Origin of the sequence: Stutzerimonas kunmingensis, from assembly GCF_002929225.1 — a bacterium.
GTDB lineage: Bacteria > Pseudomonadota > Gammaproteobacteria > Pseudomonadales > Pseudomonadaceae > Stutzerimonas.
The window spans coordinates 81,837-99,265 of record NZ_PISM01000022.1 but is presented as its reverse complement, the minus strand read 5'-3'; the positions used below and the strand labels follow the sequence as shown (position 1 = coordinate 99,265).

21 protein-coding genes are annotated in these 17,429 nt (G+C 66.8%); 20 read left to right on the top strand and 1 reads right to left on the bottom strand.

The window, feature by feature from the left end:
* Positions 1–3: 3 nt before the first annotated feature.
* From dmpP to CW305_RS19720, 11 genes are read left to right on the top strand one after another with little or no spacing between them, the layout of a single operon-like run.
* Positions 4–1,065 carry a phenol 2-monooxygenase reductase component DmpP gene (gene dmpP / locus CW305_RS19770; protein ID WP_104098734.1) on the top strand — a complete coding sequence of 354 codons (1,062 nt, stop codon included), beginning with the start codon at positions 4–6 and terminating at the stop codon, positions 1,063–1,065.
* An 8-nt stretch (positions 1,066–1,073) separates the two neighbouring features.
* Entirely contained in the window at positions 1,074–1,379 is a 306-nt protein-coding gene (locus CW305_RS19765) for a 2Fe-2S iron-sulfur cluster binding domain-containing protein (protein ID WP_096425583.1), read from the top strand.
* Positions 1,380–1,406: 27 nt separating this feature from the next.
* Complete coding sequence (locus CW305_RS19760) at positions 1,407–2,330, top strand: catechol 2,3-dioxygenase (RefSeq protein ID WP_104098733.1); 924 nt, start codon at positions 1,407–1,409, stop codon at positions 2,328–2,330.
* Between the two features lie 34 nt (positions 2,331–2,364).
* On the top strand, positions 2,365–3,825 hold the full coding sequence (locus CW305_RS19755; protein ID WP_104098732.1) for a 2-hydroxymuconic semialdehyde dehydrogenase: 1,461 nt from the start codon (positions 2,365–2,367) through the stop codon (positions 3,823–3,825).
* Positions 3,826–3,832: 7 nt separating this feature from the next.
* Positions 3,833–4,681 carry an alpha/beta fold hydrolase gene (locus tag CW305_RS19750; protein WP_104098731.1) on the top strand — a complete coding sequence of 283 codons (849 nt, stop codon included), beginning with the start codon at positions 3,833–3,835 and terminating at the stop codon, positions 4,679–4,681.
* 11 nt (positions 4,682–4,692) lie between these two features.
* The gene (gene dmpE / locus CW305_RS19745; RefSeq protein WP_104098730.1) at positions 4,693–5,478 is read left to right on the top strand and encodes a 2-oxopent-4-enoate hydratase; all 786 of its coding nucleotides are present in this window, start codon (positions 4,693–4,695) and stop codon (positions 5,476–5,478) included.
* Between the two features lie 14 nt (positions 5,479–5,492).
* Positions 5,493–6,431: an acetaldehyde dehydrogenase (acetylating) gene (locus CW305_RS19740; RefSeq protein WP_104098729.1), complete on the top strand. Its 939-nt coding sequence runs from the start codon at positions 5,493–5,495 to the stop codon at positions 6,429–6,431.
* Between the two features lie 10 nt (positions 6,432–6,441).
* Positions 6,442–7,479 (top strand): 4-hydroxy-2-oxovalerate aldolase, encoded by a 1,038-nt coding sequence (dmpG, locus tag CW305_RS19735; protein ID WP_004574815.1) that lies wholly within the window; start codon positions 6,442–6,444, stop codon positions 7,477–7,479.
* Entirely contained in the window at positions 7,476–8,270 is a 795-nt protein-coding gene (gene dmpH, locus CW305_RS19730) for a 2-oxo-3-hexenedioate decarboxylase (protein ID WP_104098728.1), read from the top strand. Before dmpG ends, dmpH begins: the two co-directional genes overlap by 4 nt.
* 1 nt (position 8,271) lies before the next feature.
* Complete coding sequence (locus CW305_RS19725; protein ID WP_268939442.1) at positions 8,272–8,505, top strand: 2-hydroxymuconate tautomerase; 234 nt, start codon at positions 8,272–8,274, stop codon at positions 8,503–8,505.
* Positions 8,502–8,939, top strand: coding sequence for a GlcG/HbpS family heme-binding protein (locus CW305_RS19720; RefSeq protein WP_104098726.1), 438 nt, complete (start codon positions 8,502–8,504; stop codon positions 8,937–8,939). The genes CW305_RS19725 and CW305_RS19720 overlap by 4 nt, the downstream gene beginning before the upstream one ends.
* Before the next feature lie 121 nt (positions 8,940–9,060).
* Here CW305_RS19720 and CW305_RS19715 read toward each other — a convergent pair whose 3' ends face one another.
* A complete protein-coding gene (locus tag CW305_RS19715; protein WP_104098725.1) occupies positions 9,061–9,825 on the bottom strand; it encodes an SDR family NAD(P)-dependent oxidoreductase in 765 nt (254 codons plus the stop codon).
* Positions 9,826–10,091: 266 nt separating this feature from the next.
* Here CW305_RS19715 and phnC point away from each other — a divergent pair, with 266 nt between their 5' ends.
* From phnC to phnK, 9 genes are all read left to right on the top strand, one after another.
* Positions 10,092–10,922 carry a phosphonate ABC transporter ATP-binding protein gene (phnC, locus tag CW305_RS19710; RefSeq protein ID WP_014818580.1) on the top strand — a complete coding sequence of 277 codons (831 nt, stop codon included), beginning with the start codon at positions 10,092–10,094 and terminating at the stop codon, positions 10,920–10,922.
* A gap of 47 nt (positions 10,923–10,969) precedes the next feature.
* The gene (phnD, locus tag CW305_RS19705; protein ID WP_104098724.1) at positions 10,970–11,974 is read left to right on the top strand and encodes a phosphonate ABC transporter substrate-binding protein; all 1,005 of its coding nucleotides are present in this window, start codon (positions 10,970–10,972) and stop codon (positions 11,972–11,974) included.
* 63 nt (positions 11,975–12,037) lie between these two features.
* Positions 12,038–12,832: a phosphonate ABC transporter, permease protein PhnE gene (gene phnE, locus CW305_RS19700; RefSeq protein WP_104098723.1), complete on the top strand. Its 795-nt coding sequence runs from the start codon at positions 12,038–12,040 to the stop codon at positions 12,830–12,832.
* A 34-nt stretch (positions 12,833–12,866) separates the two neighbouring features.
* Positions 12,867–13,574, top strand: coding sequence for a phosphonate metabolism transcriptional regulator PhnF (phnF, locus tag CW305_RS19695; RefSeq protein ID WP_104098722.1), 708 nt, complete (start codon positions 12,867–12,869; stop codon positions 13,572–13,574).
* A gap of 11 nt (positions 13,575–13,585) precedes the next feature.
* A complete protein-coding gene (phnG, locus tag CW305_RS19690) occupies positions 13,586–14,032 on the top strand; it encodes a phosphonate C-P lyase system protein PhnG (RefSeq protein ID WP_104098721.1) in 447 nt (148 codons plus the stop codon).
* On the top strand, positions 14,032–14,640 hold the full coding sequence (gene phnH / locus CW305_RS19685; RefSeq protein ID WP_104098720.1) for a phosphonate C-P lyase system protein PhnH: 609 nt from the start codon (positions 14,032–14,034) through the stop codon (positions 14,638–14,640). Before phnG ends, phnH begins: the two co-directional genes overlap by 1 nt.
* Complete coding sequence (locus CW305_RS19680; protein ID WP_104098719.1) at positions 14,640–15,749, top strand: carbon-phosphorus lyase complex subunit; 1,110 nt, start codon at positions 14,640–14,642, stop codon at positions 15,747–15,749. The genes phnH and CW305_RS19680 overlap by 1 nt, the downstream gene beginning before the upstream one ends.
* Positions 15,746–16,615, top strand: a complete 870-nt coding sequence (locus CW305_RS19675) for an alpha-D-ribose 1-methylphosphonate 5-phosphate C-P-lyase PhnJ (RefSeq protein WP_104098718.1) — start codon at positions 15,746–15,748, stop codon at positions 16,613–16,615. The genes CW305_RS19680 and CW305_RS19675 overlap by 4 nt, the downstream gene beginning before the upstream one ends.
* On the top strand, positions 16,612–17,424 hold the full coding sequence (phnK, locus tag CW305_RS19670) for a phosphonate C-P lyase system protein PhnK (RefSeq protein WP_104098717.1): 813 nt from the start codon (positions 16,612–16,614) through the stop codon (positions 17,422–17,424). The genes CW305_RS19675 and phnK overlap by 4 nt, the downstream gene beginning before the upstream one ends.
* The last annotated feature ends 5 nt before the right edge of the window (positions 17,425–17,429 follow it).

Genomic DNA, 17,429 nt, shown 5'->3' with positions numbered 1-17,429 from the left:
GTCATGACTTACAACGTCACCATCGAGCCTACCGGTGAAATCATCGAGGTCGAGGAGGGCCAGACCATCCTGCAAGCGGCCTTGCGCCAGGGCGTCTGGCTGCCATTCGCCTGCGGCCATGGTACCTGCGCCACCTGCAAGGTGCAGGTAGTCGAAGGCGAGGCCGACCACGGCGCCGCCTCACCCTTTGCCCTGATGGACATGGAGCGTGACGAGGGCAAGGTCCTGGCCTGCTGCGCCATGCCCATGAGCGATATGGTGATAGAGGCGGATATCGACGTCGATCCGGATTTCGCCGGCCATCAAGTCGAGGACTACCGCGGGGTGGTCAGCGCCCTGGTCGACCTGTCGCCGACCATCAAGGGTGTGCACATCAAGCTCGATCGGCCGATGACCTTCCAGGCCGGGCAATACATCAACCTGACCCTGCCGGGCGTTGAAGGATCACGCGCCTTCTCCCTGGCCAACCCGCCGAGCCAGGCCGACGAGGTGGAGTTGCATATCCGCCTGGTCGAGGGCGGCGCGGCCACCGGCTTCATCCATCGGCAACTGAAGGTCGGCGATGCGGTCGAGCTGTCCGGCCCCTACGGGCAGTTCTTCGTCCGTGGCTCGCAGGCCGGCGACCTGATCTTCATCGCCGGCGGCTCTGGCCTGTCCAGCCCGCAGTCGATGATCCTCGACCTGCTGGCGCAGGGCGACACGCGGCGGATCACCCTGTTCCAGGGCGCGCGCAATCGCGCCGAGCTTTACAACCGCGAGCTGTTTGAGGAACTGGCCGCGCGCCACTCCAACTTCAGCTACGTGCCGGCACTCAACCAGGCCCACGACGACCCGGAGTGGCAGGGCTTCAAAGGCTTTGTCCACGACGCCGCCAAGGCCCACTTCGACGGTCGTTTCAGTGGCCACAAGGCCTATCTCTGCGGTCCGCCGCCGATGATCGACGCGGCCATCACCACCCTGATGCAGGGTCGGCTGTTCGAGCGGGACATCTTCATGGAGCGCTTCTTCACCGCCGCCGATGGGGCTGAGGACAGCACCCGTTCGGCCTTGTTCAAGCGCATCTGAGGTGCATCATGAGCAGCCCCCCGTTTCAGGTGCACGAAACCAACAGCGGCCAGTCTTTTGTCTGCCGCCCGGATCAGTCGGTCCTGCGGGCCATGGAGGAGCAGGGCAAGCGTTGCGTGCCGGTCGGTTGCCGTGGTGGTGGCTGTGGGTTGTGCAAGGTGCGCGTGCTCAGCGGCGACTACCAGTGCGGCAGGATGAGCTGCAGTCAGGTTCCACCGGAGGCCGCGAAGCAGGGCCTGGCCTTGGCCTGCCAACTGTATCCACGCGCTGACCTGTACATCGAATGCCTTCGCCAAGTGCGAAGCAATCCCTGACAACAAGAAACATTAAGAGGTGTCGTCATGAAAAAAGGAGTTATGCGCCCTGGACACGTCCAGCTTCGCGTGTTGAATCTGGAGTCTGCGCTAACGCATTACCGCGACCTGCTCGGCCTGATCGAGACGGATCGCGACGAGCAGGGACGTATCTACCTGAAGGCCTGGACCGAGGTGGACAAGTTCTCCGTGGTGCTACGCGAGGCCGCCGAGCCGGGCATGGATTTCATGGCCTTCAAGGTGCTCGACGACGCCACCCTGAGCAGCCTCACCGACGACCTGATCCGCTACGGCTGCCTGGTCGAGCTGATCGCCGCCGGCGAGCTCAAGGACTGCGGTCGGCGGGTGCGCTTCCAGGCGCCTTCCGGGCACTTCTTCGAGCTCTATGCGGACAAGGAGTACACCGGCAAATGGGGCTTGGCCGAGGTCAACCCGGAGGCCTGGCCGCGCAACCTCAAAGGCATGCGTGCGGTGCGCTTCGACCATTGCCTGCTGTACGGCGACGAGTTGCAAGCCACCTATGCCTTGTTCACCGAAGTGCTCGGTTTCTACCTGGCCGAGCAGGTGATCGACGACGACGGCACCCGCGTCGCGCAGTTCCTCAGCCTGTCGACCAAGGCGCACGACGTGGCCTTCATCCATTGCCCGGAGAAGGGCAAGTTCCACCATGTGTCGTTCTTCCTGGAAACCTGGGAGGACGTGCTGCGCGCAGCCGACCTGATCTCCATGACCGATACCTCCATCGACATAGGCCCGACCCGCCACGGCCTGACTCACGGCAAGACCATCTACTTCTTCGACCCCTCGGGCAACCGCAACGAGGTGTTCTGTGGTGGTGATTACAACTACCAGGACCATCGCCCGGTGACCTGGCTGGCCAAGGATCTGGGCAAGGCGATCTTCTACCACGACCGTGTGCTCAACGAACGCTTCATGACCGTGCTGACCTGAAAGCCCGGCTCGCCTTTTTGCAGAGATTGCGCAGATGAAAGAGATCAAGCACTTCATTAACGGCGCCTTCGTCGGCTCGGCTAGCGGCCGCACCTTCGAGGACGTCAACCCCGCTAATGGCCAGGTGATTGCCCGTGTTCACGAAGCTGGTCGCGCCGAAGTCGACGCAGCGGTGCAGGCCGCACGCGCCGCGCTGAAAGGCCCCTGGGGCAAGATGAGCGTGAGCGAGCGGGCGGAGATCCTGCACCGCGTGGCCGACGGCATCACCGCACGTTTCGACGAGTTCCTCGAAGCGGAATGCCTGGATACCGGCAAGCCCAAGTCGCTCGCCAGCCATATCGACATCCCGCGCGGTGCGGCCAACTTCAAGGTCTTCGCCGACCTACTGAAGAACGTCGCCACCGAAGCCTTCGAGATGGCCACGCCGGATGGTAGTGGCGCGATCAACTACGCGGTGCGCCGCCCCAAGGGGGTGATCGGGGTGATCAGCCCGTGGAACCTGCCGCTACTGCTGATGACCTGGAAGGTCGGCCCGGCCCTGGCCTGCGGCAACACCGTGGTGGTCAAGCCCTCGGAGGAAACCCCGCTGACTACCGCGCTGCTCGGCGAGGTGATGCAGGCGGCCGGCGTGCCGGCCGGGGTGTACAACGTGGTGCATGGTTTCGGTGGCGATTCCGCCGGGGCCTTCCTCACCGAGCACGCGGATGTCGATGCCTTCACCTTCACTGGCGAAACCGGCACCGGCGAGTTGATCATGCGCGCCGCCGCCAAAGGCGTGCGCCAGGTCTCGCTAGAGCTGGGCGGCAAGAACGCCGGCATCGTCTTCGCCGACTGCGACATGGATAAGGCCATCGAAGGCACTCTGCGCTCGGCCTTCGCCAACTGCGGTCAGGTGTGCCTCGGCACCGAGCGGCTGTATGTCGAGCGCTCGATTTTCGAGGAGTTTGTCTCCCGTCTGAAGGCCGGTGCCGAGAGCCTGGTGATCGGCCCGCCGGACGACCCGACGAGCAACTTCGGCCCGCTGGTTAGCCTCAAGCACCGCGAGAAGGTGCTGTCCTACTACCAGCAAGCCGTCGCCGACGGCGCCACCGTGGTCACCGGCGGCGGCGTGCCGCAGATGCCGGACGCCTTGGCGGGCGGCGCCTGGGTACAGCCGACCATCTGGACCGGCTTGGCCGACGACTCGGCGGTGGTCACCGAGGAAATCTTCGGGCCGTGCTGCCATATCCGTCCGTTCGACAGCGAAGCCGAAGCCGTCGCTCTGGCCAACAGCCTGCCCTATGGCCTGTCCGCCACCCTCTGGAGCGACAACGTCAGCCGCGCGCACCGCGTCGCCGGGCAGTTGGAGGCCGGCATCGTCTGGGTCAACAGTTGGTTCCTGCGCGATCTGCGTACCGCCTTCGGCGGCAGCAAGCAATCCGGGATCGGTCGGGAAGGGGGTGTGCACTCGCTGGAGTTCTACACCGAACTGAAAAACATCTGCGTGAAGTTGTGAGGCCGTGATGAACGCACCCCAGAACAGCCCGGAAATCGGCCGCGAAATCCTCGCCGCCGGCTATCGCACCAACCTGCACGACAGCGGCGAAGGCTTCCCGCTGATGATGATCCACGGCTCCGGACCCGGCGTTACCGCCTGGGCCAACTGGCGCCTGGTGATGCCCGAGCTGGCCAAGCGCCGCCGGGTGATCGCCCCGGACATGCTGGGCTTCGGCTACAGCGAACGCCCGGCCGATGGTCAGTACCACCAACAGCGCTGGGTCGAACACGCGCTTGGCGTGCTGGATGCCCTGGGCATCGAACAGGCCGATCTGGTCGGTAACTCCTTCGGCGGCGGCCTGGCCCTGGCCCTGGCCATCCGCCACCCCGAGCGCGTGCGCCGGCTGGTGCTGATGGGCAGCGCCGGGGTGAGCTTTCCGATCACCCCGGGCCTGGATGATGTGTGGGGCTATGAGCCGTCCTTCGCCACCATGCGCCGGCTGATGGACACCTTCGCCTACGACCGCAGCCTGGTCACCGACGAGTTGGCCGAGCTGCGTTACCAGGCCAGCATCCGCCCCGGTTTTCAGGAGTCGTTCGCGCAGATGTTCCCCGCACCGCGCCAGCGCTGGGTCGATGGCCTGGCCAGCAGCGAGGCGCAGATCCGCGCCTTGCCCCACGAAACCCTGGTGATCCATGGCCGCGAGGATCAGGTGATCCCCCTGGCCGCTTCGCTGACCCTGGCCGAGTGGATCGTTCGCGCGCAATTGCACGTGTTCGGCCAGTGCGGCCACTGGACACAGATCGAACACGCCACCCGCTTCGCGCGCCTGGTCGGGGATTTCCTCGCCGAAGCCGACGCCCGCCATTCCTGAGAGAGACCGACATGGACCAGATAATGATCAACGAGCTCGGCGACGAGCTGTACCAGGCCATGCTCAACCGCGAGGCGATCAGCCCGCTGACCGAGCGTGGCTTCGACATCAGCGTCGACGACGCCTACCATATCTCCCTGCGCCTGCTCGAACGACGCCTGGCGGCCGGCGAGAAGATCATCGGCAAGAAGATCGGCGTGACCAGCAAGGCGGTGCAAAACATGCTGGGCGTGCACCAGCCGGACTTCGGTTACCTGACCGACGCCATGGTGTTCAACAGCGGCGAAGCGGTGCCGATCAGCCAGCGACTGATGCAGCCCAAAGCCGAGGGCGAGATCGCCTTCATCCTCAAGAAGGACCTGATCGGCCCCGGCGTGACCAACGCCGACGTACTGGCCGCCACCGAGTGCGTGATGCCGTGTTTCGAGATCGTCGATTCGCGCATCCGCGACTGGAAAATCAAGATCCAGGACACCGTGGCGGACAACGCCTCCTGCGGCCTGTTCGTGCTCGGTGACCAGGCCGTGTCGCCGCGCCAGGTCGATCTGGTCACCTGCGGCATGCTGGTGGAAAAGAACGGCCAGCTGCTCTCGACCGGTGCCGGCGCCGCGGCGCTCGGCTCGCCGGTCAACTGCGTGGCCTGGCTGGCCAACACCCTCGGCCGGTTCGGCATCGCCCTGAAGGCCGGCGAGGTGATCCTGTCCGGCTCGCTGGTTCCGCTGGAGCCGGTCAAGGCAGGCGATTTCATGCGCGTCGAGATCGGCGGCATCGGCAGCGCCAGCGTGCGCTTCATCTGATCGAGGACAGCCTGATGAGCAAGAAACTCAAAGTAGCGATCATCGGCCCGGGCAACATCGGTACGGATCTGATGATCAAGGTGATGCGCAACGCAGAGCATCTGGAAATGGGCGCGATGGTGGGCATCGACCCGGCCTCCGATGGCCTGGCCCGCGCCCAGCGCATGGGTGTGGCGACCACCCACGAAGGTGTCGAAGGATTGATCAACCTGCCCGAATTCGCCGACATCGATTTCGTCTTCGATGCCACCAGCGCCTCTGCCCACGTACGGAACGATGCCTTGCTGCGTCGTGCCAAACCCGGCATCCGCTTGATCGACCTGACCCCGGCGGCCATCGGCCCCTACTGCGTGCCAGTGGTGAATCTGGAAGAGCACCTCGCCAAGCTCAACGTCAACATGGTGACCTGCGGCGGCCAGGCCACCATCCCGATGGTGGCCGCGGTGTCGCGCGTGGCCAAGGTCCATTACGCCGAGATCGTCGCCTCCATCGCCAGCAAATCCGCCGGCCCCGGGACCCGCGCCAACATCGACGAGTTCACCGAGACTACCAGCAAGGCCATCGAAGTGATCGGCGGCGCCGCCAAGGGCAAGGCGATCATCATCATGAACCCGGCCGAGCCGCCGTTGATCATGCGTGACACGGTGTTCGTGCTGTCCGATGCCGTCGACCAGGCACAGGTCGAGGCCAGCATCGAGGAGATGGCCAGCGCCGTGCAGGCCTACGTGCCGGGCTACCGCCTCAAGCAGAAGGTGCAGTTCGACATGATTCCCGCATCCGCGCCGCTGCATATCCCTGGGCTCGGCACATTCAGTGGCCTGAAAACCTCGATCTATCTCGAAGTCGAAGGTGCCGCCCACTACTTGCCGGCCTACGCCGGCAACCTCGACATCATGACCTCCGCCGCGCTGGCTACCGCCGAACGCATGGCGCAGTCGCTGCTGAACGCCTGAGGACCGAGCCATGACCTTCAACCCCGGCAAGAAACTCTATATCTCCGACGTGACCCTGCGCGACGGCAGCCATGCGATCCGCCACCAGTATTCGATCCAGAACGTCCAGGACATTGCCCGCGCGCTGGACAAGGCCCGCGTCGACTCCATCGAGGTGACCCACGGCGATGGCCTGCAGGGTTCCAGCTTCAACTACGGTTTCGGTGCGCACAGCGACCTGGAGTGGATCGAGGCCGCCGCCGATGTGATCCAGCACGCCCGGATCACCGTGCTGCTGCTACCCGGCATCGGCACCGTGCATGACCTGAAAGCCGCCTATGACGCCGGCGCCCGCTCGGTGCGCGTGGCCACCCACTGCACCGAGGCGGATGTCTCGCGGCAGCACATCGAGTATGCCCGTGAACTGGGCATGGACACCGTCGGCTTCCTGATGATGAGCCACATGATCCCTGCCGAGCAGCTGGCGGCGCAGGGCAAGCTGATGGAAAGCTACGGCGCACAGTGCATCTACATGGCCGATTCCGGCGGCGCGATGAACATGAACGACATCCGCGACCGCATGCGCGCCTTCAAGGCGGCGCTGAATCCGGAAACCCAAACCGGCATGCATGCGCATCACAACCTCAGTCTCGGCGTGGCCAACTCCATCATCGCGGTGGAGGAGGGCTGCGATCGCATCGACGCCTCGCTGGCCGGCATGGGCGCCGGCGCCGGCAACGCGCCGCTGGAAGTATTCATCGCGGCGGCCGAGCGCATGGGCTGGAACCACGGCACCGACCTGTACGCCCTGATGGACGCCGCCGACGATATCGTCCGGCCGTTGCAGGACCGTCCGGTGAGGGTCGATCGCGAGACCCTCGGCCTGGGTTATGCCGGGGTCTACTCCAGCTTCCTGCGCCACGCCGAGGTGGCGGCCGCGAAGTATGGACTGAAGACGCTCGACATCCTCGTAGAACTGGGCAGGCGCCGCATGGTCGGCGGCCAGGAAGACATGATCGTCGACGTCGCGCTCGACCTGCTGGCAACTCGCAAGGAGCAACACGCATGAACCGTACATTGACCCGCGAACAGGTGCTGGCCTTGGCCGAGCACGTGGAAAACGCCGAGCTGCAGGCCCACGACATCCACAAGGTCACCAACGACTATCCGCAGATGACCTTCGCCGACGCCTACGACATCCAGTGGGAAATCCGCCGGCGCAAGGAGGCGCGCGGCAACCGGATCGTCGGCCTGAAGATGGGCCTGACCTCCTGGGCGAAGATGGCGCAGATGGGCGTGGAAACGCCCATCTATGGCTTCCTGGCCGACTACTTCAGCGTGCCGGACGGCGGCACCGTGGATTGCTCGAAGCTGATCCACCCGAAGATCGAGGCGGAAATCTCGGTGGTCACCAAGGCGCCGCTGACAGGCCCGGGCTGCCATATCGGCGACGTCATCGCGGCGGTCGACTACGTGATCCCGACCGTCGAGGTGATCGATTCACGCTACGAGAACTTCAAGTTCGACCTGATCAGCGTGGTGGCGGACAACGCTTCCTCGACGCGCTTCATCACCGGCGGCCGCATGGCCAGCCTCGAGGAGGTCGACCTGCGCACCCTCGGCGTGGTGATGGAGAAGAACGGCGAGGTGGTGGAGCTCGGCGCCGGTGCCGCGGTGCTCGGTCATCCCCTGTCCAGCGTGGCGATGCTGGCGAATCTGCTGGCCGAGCGCGGCGAGCATATCCCGGCTGGCACCTTCATCATGACCGGCGGCATCACCGCCGCCGTGGCGGTGGCGCCGGGCGACAACATCTGCGTGCGCTACCAGGGGCTGGGCAGCGTGTCCGCCCGTTTCGTCTGACCTGCGGCCGGCTCCGGCCGGCCTTTTCTCAAGGAAGTCCGATATGCCCATTGCCCAGATCCACATTCTTGAAGGCCGCAGCGACGCGCAGAAGGAAACCCTCATCCGCGAGGTCAGCGAGGCGATCTCGCGCTCGTTGGACGCACCGCTGGCCAGCGTGCGGGTGATCATCAGCGAGATGCCCAAGGCTCACTTCGGCATCGGCGGCGAACCGGCCAGCAAGGTCAAGCCATGAATCTCCAGTTCGTCGAGCCCGACCTGCACTGGCAGGCCGCCCAGCGCGCCGCCGAGGCCGCCATGGCCCATGCCTGCGCGCTGGACATCCGCATCCATGTCGCGGTGGTCGACCGCGCCGGGCGCACTCTCGCGTATCTGCGTATGAACGGCGCCTTCCTGCATTCCGAAGGCATCGCCGTGGACAAGGCTTACACCGCCGCCAGCTTCGGCTTTCCCACCCGCGACTGGCTGGAGGTGCTCGGCGAGAACCCGCGGCTGCGTATCGGCCTGCCGTCGCGCGAACGGCTGGTCGTGTTCGGCGGCGGCTTGCCGATCCTGCTCGATGGCCGCTGCCTGGGCGGCATCGGCGTCTCCGGCGGTTCCGAGGAGCAGGACGAGGCCTGCGCCAAGGCAGGCCTGGAGGCTCTTGACGCCGCAGCACCGGGGGGCTAAAGCGGAACGCCGCCCGGCCCACCCTACGCCTCTCCTCACCGCACCGTAGGGTGGGCTTTAGCCCACCAAGCCCGGCCCTGTCGGTGGGCTGAAGCCCACCCTACTTCAGATAAGCCGCTGCCTACTTGTCCCGATCGATATTGAACGGCGACCAGGCCTGGCGCGTCGGCATCACTTCCAGGCGGTTGATGTTGATGTGATCCGGCAGGGTGGCGACGTAGTAGATCTGCTCGGCGATGTCCTCGGCGGTCAGCGGCGTGGTGCCGCGGTACAGCGCGTCGCTGGCGGCCTGGTTGCCCTTGGTGCGGACCAGGGTGAACTCGGTCTCGGCCATGCCCGGGGCGATGTCGGTGACGCGCACGCCGGTGCCCAGCAGGTCGCAGCGCAGGTTGTAGCCGAACTGTTCGACGAACGCCTTGGTCGCGCCGTAGACGTGGCCACCCGGATAGGGCCAGTGCCCGGCCACCGAGCCGATGTTGACGATGCTGGCGCCCTTGCCGGTCTCGATCAGGGTCGGCAGCAGCGCATGAGTGACGTTGACCAGGCCGGTGATGTTGGTGTCGATCATGGTGTGCCAGTCGGCGAGATCGACCTGCTGCGCCGGCTGCGGGGCCAGCGCCAGGCCTGCGTTGTTGACCAGGCAGTCGATCTGGCGGAACGCGGCGGGCAGCTGCGCGACCGCCTCCTGCACCGCGCCGGCGTGGCGCACGTCGAGGGTGGCGACATGCACCGGCACCTTGGCCGACAGTTCGCCCTTCAACGCTTCCAGGCGCTCGCTGCGCCGGCCGGTGAGCACCAGCGCCCAGCTGGCCTCGGCGAAGCGACGGGCGGTGGCGCGGCCGAAGCCGGAGGTGGCGCCGGTGATGAATACGATCTTCTGTTTCATGCTCTTCCTCTTCTCTGAAATGCCTGACCGTCGTGTAGGCGACGCGGCATAAGGCGCTGTGACGGCGTCCAGCTTAGGGGCCCTGGCCGCCGGGGCAAAGCGCTTCGTGCTTAACACTCAGGACCGTCCGCGCCGCCGGTGAAAGCTTCACTGAATCGTCATCGCAGCTTCATCGACGCTTCGCCGGACTGCAACAGTCGCTGACTACCTTCTCGTCTAGACAAGTTGGCCGACTCCCCCGGCCGCACAGACGAGAGGGCAAGACGATGAATGCGGCTATTCGAGTCGAGCGACTGAACAAGACCTTCGCCGGCAAGCAGGCGCTGTTCGACCTGGGCCTGGCGATACAGCCAGGCGAGATGGTGGCGCTGATCGGCGCGTCCGGTTCCGGCAAGTCCACGCTGCTGCGCCACCTGGCCGGGCTGGCCTGCTGCGACCGCTCCGCCGGCGGGCGCATCGAAGTGCTCGGCCGCGAGGTACAGGCCACCGGCCGCCTGCATGGCGAGGTGCGCCGCCTGCGCGCCGACATCGGCTACATCTTCCAGCAGTTCAACCTGGTCACCCGCCTCAGCGTGCTGGACAACGTCCTGCTTGGCTTTCTCGGGCGCATGCCGCGCTGGCGCGGATCGCTGGGCATGTTCAGCGACGAGCAGAAGCGCCAGGCCATGGCCGCACTGGAGCGCGTCGGCCTCGCCGAGCGCGCCGCGCAGCGCGCCTCGACGCTCTCCGGCGGCCAGCAGCAGCGGGTGGCGATCGCCCGTGCGCTGACCCAGCAGGCCGAGGTGATCCTCGCCGACGAACCCATCGCCTCGCTCGACCCGGAGTCGGCGCGCAAGGTCATGGAAATCCTCGCCGACATCAACCGCCAGGACGGCAAGACCGTGGTGGTGACCCTGCATCAGGTCGATTACGCCCTGCGCTACTGCTCCCGCGCCGTGGCGCTCAAGGGCGGGCGCATCCATTACGACGGTCCCTCGGCGGCGCTCAGTGACCGCCTGCTCAACGACCTCTACGGCGCTGATCTGGACGCCAGCCTGCTGTTCTCCGACCGCGCCCGCAATGCCGAGCCGCGGTCGTTGCAGCTGGTCAACGGCTGAGCCCCACGCCACCCGACAACCAACGCCACACCCAAGGAGTGACCTCCATGTTGAAACGCTTCAGCCGCGCTCTCGCCGCTTCCACGCTGCTGGCCGGTGCCCTCGCCGGCACCGCTCAAGCCGCCGAGACCATCACCTTCGGCATCATTTCCACCGAGTCCTCGCAGAACCTGCGCAGCGTCTGGGACCCCTTCCTCGCCGACATGAGCAAGCAGACCGGCTACGAGGTGAAGGCCTTCTTCGCCCCCGATTACGCCGGGGTCATCCAGGGCATGCGCTTCGACAAGGTCGATCTGGCCTGGTACGGCAACAAGTCGGCGATGGAAGCGGTGGATCGCGCCGGCGGCGAAATCTTCGCCCAGACCGTCGCCGCCAACGGCAGCCCGGGCTACTACAGCCATCTGATCGTGCACAAGGACAGCGCCCTGAACTCCGTCGAGGACGTGCTGAAGAATGCCAAGAGCCTGACCTTCGCCAACGGCGACCCGAACTCCACCTCCGGCTACCTGGTGCCCGGCTACTACGTGTTCGCCAAGAACAAGGTCGACGCCGGCCAGGCCTTCAAGCGCAGCCTCAACGGCAGCCACGAAGTGAACGCGCTGTCGGTGGCGAACAAGCAGGTCGATGTCGGCACCTTCAACAGCGAAGGCATGGAGCGTCTTGAGATCACCGCGCCGGACAAGGCCGCGCAACTGAAGATCGTCTGGACCTCGCCGCTGATCCCGGCCGACCCGCTGGTGTGGCGCAAGAGCCTGAGCGACGAGCAGAAGAACAGGCTGCGCGAGTTCTTCATGAGCTACGGCGCCAAGCCGGCCGAGAAGGAAATCCTCGCCGGCCTGCAGTGGGCACCGTTCCGCGCCTCCGACAACGACCAGCTGCTACCGATCCGCCAGCTGGAACTGTTCAAGAAGCGCAGCGAAGTCGCCGCCGACAGCAAGCTCTCCGACAGCGACCGCCAGGCGCAGCTGCAGGGCATCGACCAGGAGCTGGCCAAGCTGGAGCAGCGCATGGCCGAGCGCGAGCAGAAGAACGCCGCCGCCAAGGCCAGCTGAGCAACGCCGGGCGTGGCGCGCTGGCGCCACGCTCCCGTCCGCGCCGTTTTTTGAGAACCGAACATGACCACTCTGAGCACCACACCGCCTCTGGCGGGCAACGACAAGCGCAGCTGGCTGCGCCTGCTCGGCTGGGGCCTGTGTCTGGCCGTGCTGGCCTGGTCCTGGCAGGGCGCGGAGATGAATCCGCTGCTGCTGATCCGCGACAGCGCCAACATGGCGACCTTTGCCGCCGACTTCTTCCCGCCGGACTTCAGCAACTGGCAGCTGTACCTCAGGGAGATGATCACCACGGTGCACATCGCCCTCTGGGGCACCCTGCTGGCGATCGTCTGCGCCATCCCGCTGGGCATTCTCAGCTCCGAGAACATCGTGCCCTGGTGGGTCTACCAGCCGGTGCGCCGGCTGATGGACGCCTGCCGGTCGATCAACGAGATGGTCTTCGCCATGCTCTTCGTCGTCGCCGTCGGCCTCGGACCCTTCGCCGGCGTGCTGGCGCTGTGGATCAGCACCACCGGCGTGCTCGCCAAGCTGTTCGCCGAAGCGGTGGAAGCCATCGAGCCGGGCCCGGTGGAAGGCGTGCGTGCCACCGGCGCCAGTGCGCTGCAGGAAGTCATCTTCGGGGTGATTCCGCAGGTGCTGCCGCTGTGGATTTCCTACTCGTTGTACCGCTTCGAATCCAACGTGCGCTCGGCCACGGTGGTCGGCATGGTCGGCGCCGGCGGCATCGGCGTGATCCTCTGGGAAGCCATCCGCGGTTTCCAGTTCGGCCAGACCGCCGCCCTGCTGCTGATCATCATCGCCGTGGTGAGCCTGATCGACCTGCTCTCCCAGCGCCTGCGCAAGCGCTTCATCTGACGGAGTGAGGCCCCGTGCGCCTCTCGAAAAAACCATGCAGTTGTCTAGACAACCCAGCGAACCGCTCTACCTCGAACTGGCCCAGGTGCTGCGCGGCGAGTTGCGCCACTACCGCATCGGCGACTTTCTCCCCGGCGAGATGCAGCTGGCGCGGCGCTTCGCCGTCAACCGCCACACCCTGCGCCGTGCCGTCGACGAGCTGATCAACGAAGGCCGCCTGTTGCGCCGCCAGGGCAAGGGCACCCAGGTGTTGCAACGCCCGCTGGTATATCCGCTGCAGGCCGACAGCGCCTACAGCGAATCGCTGGCCGCCCTCGGCTTGCGTACCGAGGCGCGCCTGCTCGAGCGGCGCCAGCTCAGCGCCAGCGCCGAGGAAGCACGTCACCTGCAACTGGCCGAAGGCGCCGCGCTGATCGAGCTGAGCACCCTGCGCCTGCTCGACGGCGAGCCGGTCAGCCTGATCCGCCACCGCTACTGCGCCAGCCACGCCGAACGGCTCGCCGACTACCAGGGCGGCTCGCTGCGCCGCTACCTCGGCGAACGCGGCCTGCCGCTGACGCGCCGTTTCAGCCTGATCGGTGCACGCCTGGCCGATCGCGACGAGGCCGCACAGCTGCTGATGCCCCTGCGCATGCCACTGCTGTCGGTGTTCACCCTGTCCTGCGATGCCACCGGGCAACCGGTGGAGATCGCCCTTTCGGCCAGCCGTTCCGACCGTTTCCAGTACCAGGTCGCCACCTGATGGAGAACCCCATGCACACCCGCGAACAATCCCCCCGCCAGCGCTGGATGGCTGTACTGGCCGGCGCCAGCGCTGCCGAACTGGCGCCTTTCGAGAGCGCCCTGCGCGACTGCACCTACCAGTTGATCCGTCCCGCGGAAATCGGCATGACCCTGGTGCGCGGCCGCATGGGCGGCACCGGCGCGCCGTTCAACCTCGGCGAGATGAGCGTCACCCGCTGCGTGGTGCGCCTGGCCGACGGCAGCACCGGCTACAGCTACCGCGCCGGCCGTGACAAGCGCCAGGCCGAGCTCGCCGCCCTCGCCGATGCCCATCTGCAAGGGCCGCAGCAGAGCCGCTGGCTGAATGAACTGATCGAACCGCTGGCCGCCGCGCAGGCCCGACGCGCCGCGCAAAAGGCTGCCGAAACCGCCACTACCCGCGTGGAGTTCTTCACGCTGCTGCGAGGAGAAGACTGATGAATCGCGCCCCATCCGACCTGTTGCAGGCCGCCTTCGCCGACCCGGTGCTGGACGCGCAAAAGTGCTTCCGCGCCGCGCTCAAGGCCTTGTCCGAGCCGGGCACGCGCCAGCCGCTGGTCAGCGTCGCCGCCATCGAGCCGCTGCAGGCCGCCGGCTACGCGCTGTGCCTGAGCCTGCTGGATAACGACACACCGCTGTGGCTGGCGCCGGCCTTCGACACCCCGGCGATCCGCGCCAACCTGGCCTTCCACTGTGGCTGCCCAATCGTCGAGGCACGCGAGGAGGCGATGTTCGCCCTGCTCGATGCCGCCGCGCTGGACGACCTCTCCGGCTTCTACGCCGGCAGCGAGCGCTACCCGGACCAGTCCTGCACGCTGCTGATCCAGCTCGACCGTCTCGACCGCGGCCCGGCGCTGAGCTGGCAGGGCCCGGGCATCGACGGCAGCCGCCTGGTCGGCCTGCCGCTGAAACCGGCGTTCTGGCAGCAGCGCGCCGCACGCAACGACTTCCCGCGTGGGCTCGACGCACTGTTCTGCGCTGACGGCGAAGTGCTCGGCCTGCCGCGCAGCACGCGCATCGGCGATTCGCTGCAGGAGGTGGCCTGATGTACGTCGCGGTCAAGGGTGGCGAACAGGCCATCGACAACGCCCACGCGCTGCTGGCGAAGAAGCGCCGCGGCGATACCGGCATCGCCGAACTCGGCGTCGAGCAGATCCGCCAGCAGCTGCCGCTCGCCGTGGCGCGGGTGATGAGCGAAGGCTCGCTGTATGACGAAGATCTCGCCGCGCTGGCGATCAAGCAGGCCGCCGGCGATCTGGTCGAGGCGATCTTCCTCCTGCGCGCCTACCGCACCACGCTGCCGCGCTTCGCCGAAAGCCTGCCGCTGGACACCGGCGCCATGCAGCTCAGCCGACGCATCTCGGCGACCTTCAAGGACGTGCCCGGCGGCCAGCTGCTCGGTCCGACCTTCGACTACACCCATCGCCTGCTCGATTTCGCCCTGCTCGCCGAAGGCGAACGCGCCGGCCCGCCGGTGGATGAAAGCGCCACGCTGGGCAACTGCCCGCGGGTACTCGGCCTGCTCGGCGAGGAAGGCCTGATGACCCCGGAAATCGACCGCGGCGAGCCGGTGCCGGACCTCACCCGCGAGCCACTGGAGCTGCCGACGAGCCGCGCCGAACGCCTGCAGGCGCTGGCGCGTGGCGACGAGGGCTTTCTCCTGGCGCTGGGCTATTCGACCCAGCGCGGCTACGGCCGCAACCACCCGTTCGCCGGCGAGATTCGCATCGGCACCGCCGAGGTCTGGATCGAGCCGCAGGAGCTGGGCTTCCCGGTCTGCCTCGGCGAGATCGAGCTGACCGAGTGCGAGATGGTCAACCAGTTCGTCGGCGAGAGCGCCGAGCAGGCGCAGTTCACCCGCGGCTACGGCCTGGCCTTCGGTTATGCCGAGCGCAAGGCGATGGGCATGGCGCTGGTCGACCGCGCGCTGCGTGCAGGCGAGTACGGCGAGGAAGTGCAGGGCCCGGCGCAGCAGGAGGAATTCGTCCTGATGCACTGCGACAACGTCGAAGCCGCCGGTTTCGTCTCGCACCTGAAGTTGCCGCACTACGTCGACTTCCAATCCGAGCTGGAGCTGATCCGCAAGCTGCGCCAGCCGCAGGCCGAGCAGACCGAAGCCGACGCCGAGACGCCAGCGAAGGAGAAACGCGCATGAATGCCCAGGCCATTCCCGCCAGCGAGGCGGGCTACAACTTCGCCTATCTCGACGAGCAGACCAAGCGCATGATCCGCCGCGCACTGCTCAAGGCGATCGCCATACCCGGCTATCAGGTGCCCTTCGGCGGCCGCGAGATGCCGCTGCCCTATGGCTGGGGCACCGGCGGCATGCAGCTGACCGCTGCCATTCTCGGCGCCGACGACGTACTCAAGGTGATCGACCAGGGCGCCGACGACACCACTAACGCGGTGTCGATCCGCCGCTTCTTCGCCCGCACCGCCGGGGTCGCCACCACCGAACGCACACCCGCGGCGACGGTGATCCAGACCCGCCACCGCATCCCGGAAACCCCGCTCGCCGCCGGGCAGATCATGGTCTATCAGGTGCCGATCCCCGAGCCGCTGCGCTTCATCGAGCCGTCGGAAACCGAGACGCGCACCATGCACGCGCTGGGCGACTACGGCGTGATGCACGTGAAGCTCTACGAGGACATCGCCACCTTCGGCCACATCGCCACCAGCTACGCCTACCCGGTGACGGTGGACGAGCGCTACGTGATGGACCCCTCGCCCATTCCCAAATTCGACAACCCCAAGCTGGACCGCAGCCCGGCGCTGATGCTGTTCGGCGCCGGCCGCGAGAAGCGCCTCTACGCCGTGCCGCCGTACACCCGCGTGGTCAGCCTGGATTTCGAGGATCACCCGTTTCAGATCCAGCAGTGGGAGCAGTGCTGCGCCATCTGTGGCAGCGGTGATTCCTACCTCGACGAACTGATCGTCGACGACGCCGGCAGCAAGCAGTTCGTCTGCTCGGATACCGACTATTGCGCGCAGCGCGCCCAGCAACAGGAGAGCCGCCCATGAGCGCCGCCGAACAACTGCTGCCCGCCACGAGCGTCGGCACCGAGCCGCTGTTCGCGGTGCGCGACCTGACCCGCCTGTACGGCCCGGACAAGGGCTGCCAAGGCGTTTCCTTCGAGCTCTACCCCGGCGAAGTGCTGGGCATCGTCGGCGAGTCCGGCTCGGGCAAGTCCACCCTGCTCTCGCTGCTCTGCGGCCGCTGCCCGCCGGATCGCGGCAGCGTGCAGTACCGCGATGGCGCCGGCGACTGGCTCGACCTCTACGCCGCCAGCGAGGCCGAGCGGCGCACGCTGCTGCGTACCGAATGGGGCTTCGTCGAGCAGAACCCGCGCGACTGCCTGCGCATGGGGGTTTCCGCTGGCGCCAACATCGGCGAGCGGCTGATGGCCCAGGGCGTCAGGCATTACGGCCAGCTGCGCGCCGCCGGGCTGGACTGGCTGCAACAGGTGGAGATCGACCCGGCGCGCATCGACGACCTGCCGCGGACCTTCTCCGGCGGCATGCAGCAGCGCCTGCAGATCGCCCGCAACCTGGTTTCCAGCCCGAAGCTGGTGTTCATGGACGAACCCACCGGCGGCCTCGACGTGTCGGTGCAGGCACGTCTGCTCGACCTCTTGCGCGGGCTGGTGCGCGAGCTGGACCTGGCGGTGGTGATCGTCACCCACGACCTCGCCGTGGCGCGCCTGCTGGCCGACCGGCTGATGGTGATGCGCCGCTCGCGGGTGGTGGAGTCGGGCCTGACCGACCAGATCCTCGACGACCCGCAGCACCCCTATACGCAGCTGCTGGTGTCCTCGGTGCTGCAGCCATGAAGGAA

Bases quoted from the DNA above. Each gene is read 5' to 3' on its own strand.
- phnH (WP_104098720.1), top strand. From the start codon at position 14,032: ATGAATCGCGCCCCATCCGACCTGTTGCAGGCCGCCTTCGCCGACCCG.
- phnG (WP_104098721.1), top strand. From the start codon at position 13,586: ATGCACACCCGCGAACAATCCCCCCGCCAGCGCTGGATGGCTGTACTG.
- phnK (WP_104098717.1), top strand. From the start codon at position 16,612: ATGAGCGCCGCCGAACAACTGCTGCCCGCCACGAGCGTCGGCACCGAG.
- phnD (WP_104098724.1), top strand. From the start codon at position 10,970: ATGTTGAAACGCTTCAGCCGCGCTCTCGCCGCTTCCACGCTGCTGGCC.
- CW305_RS19740 (WP_104098729.1), top strand. From the start codon at position 5,493: ATGAGCAAGAAACTCAAAGTAGCGATCATCGGCCCGGGCAACATCGGT.
- dmpE (WP_104098730.1), top strand. From the start codon at position 4,693: ATGGACCAGATAATGATCAACGAGCTCGGCGACGAGCTGTACCAGGCC.
- CW305_RS19765 (WP_096425583.1), top strand. From the start codon at position 1,074: ATGAGCAGCCCCCCGTTTCAGGTGCACGAAACCAACAGCGGCCAGTCT.
- phnC (WP_014818580.1), top strand. From the start codon at position 10,092: ATGAATGCGGCTATTCGAGTCGAGCGACTGAACAAGACCTTCGCCGGC.
- phnE (WP_104098723.1), top strand. From the start codon at position 12,038: ATGACCACTCTGAGCACCACACCGCCTCTGGCGGGCAACGACAAGCGC.
- dmpP (WP_104098734.1), top strand. From the start codon at position 4: ATGACTTACAACGTCACCATCGAGCCTACCGGTGAAATCATCGAGGTC.
- CW305_RS19760 (WP_104098733.1), top strand. From the start codon at position 1,407: ATGAAAAAAGGAGTTATGCGCCCTGGACACGTCCAGCTTCGCGTGTTG.
- dmpG (WP_004574815.1), top strand. From the start codon at position 6,442: ATGACCTTCAACCCCGGCAAGAAACTCTATATCTCCGACGTGACCCTG.
- CW305_RS19715 (WP_104098725.1), bottom strand. From the start codon at position 9,825: ATGAAACAGAAGATCGTATTCATCACCGGCGCCACCTCCGGCTTCGGC.
- CW305_RS19680 (WP_104098719.1), top strand. From the start codon at position 14,640: ATGTACGTCGCGGTCAAGGGTGGCGAACAGGCCATCGACAACGCCCAC.
- CW305_RS19675 (WP_104098718.1), top strand. From the start codon at position 15,746: ATGAATGCCCAGGCCATTCCCGCCAGCGAGGCGGGCTACAACTTCGCC.
- dmpH (WP_104098728.1), top strand. From the start codon at position 7,476: ATGAACCGTACATTGACCCGCGAACAGGTGCTGGCCTTGGCCGAGCAC.
- CW305_RS19755 (WP_104098732.1), top strand. From the start codon at position 2,365: ATGAAAGAGATCAAGCACTTCATTAACGGCGCCTTCGTCGGCTCGGCT.
- CW305_RS19750 (WP_104098731.1), top strand. From the start codon at position 3,833: ATGAACGCACCCCAGAACAGCCCGGAAATCGGCCGCGAAATCCTCGCC.
- CW305_RS19720 (WP_104098726.1), top strand. From the start codon at position 8,502: ATGAATCTCCAGTTCGTCGAGCCCGACCTGCACTGGCAGGCCGCCCAG.
- phnF (WP_104098722.1), top strand. From the start codon at position 12,867: ATGCAGTTGTCTAGACAACCCAGCGAACCGCTCTACCTCGAACTGGCC.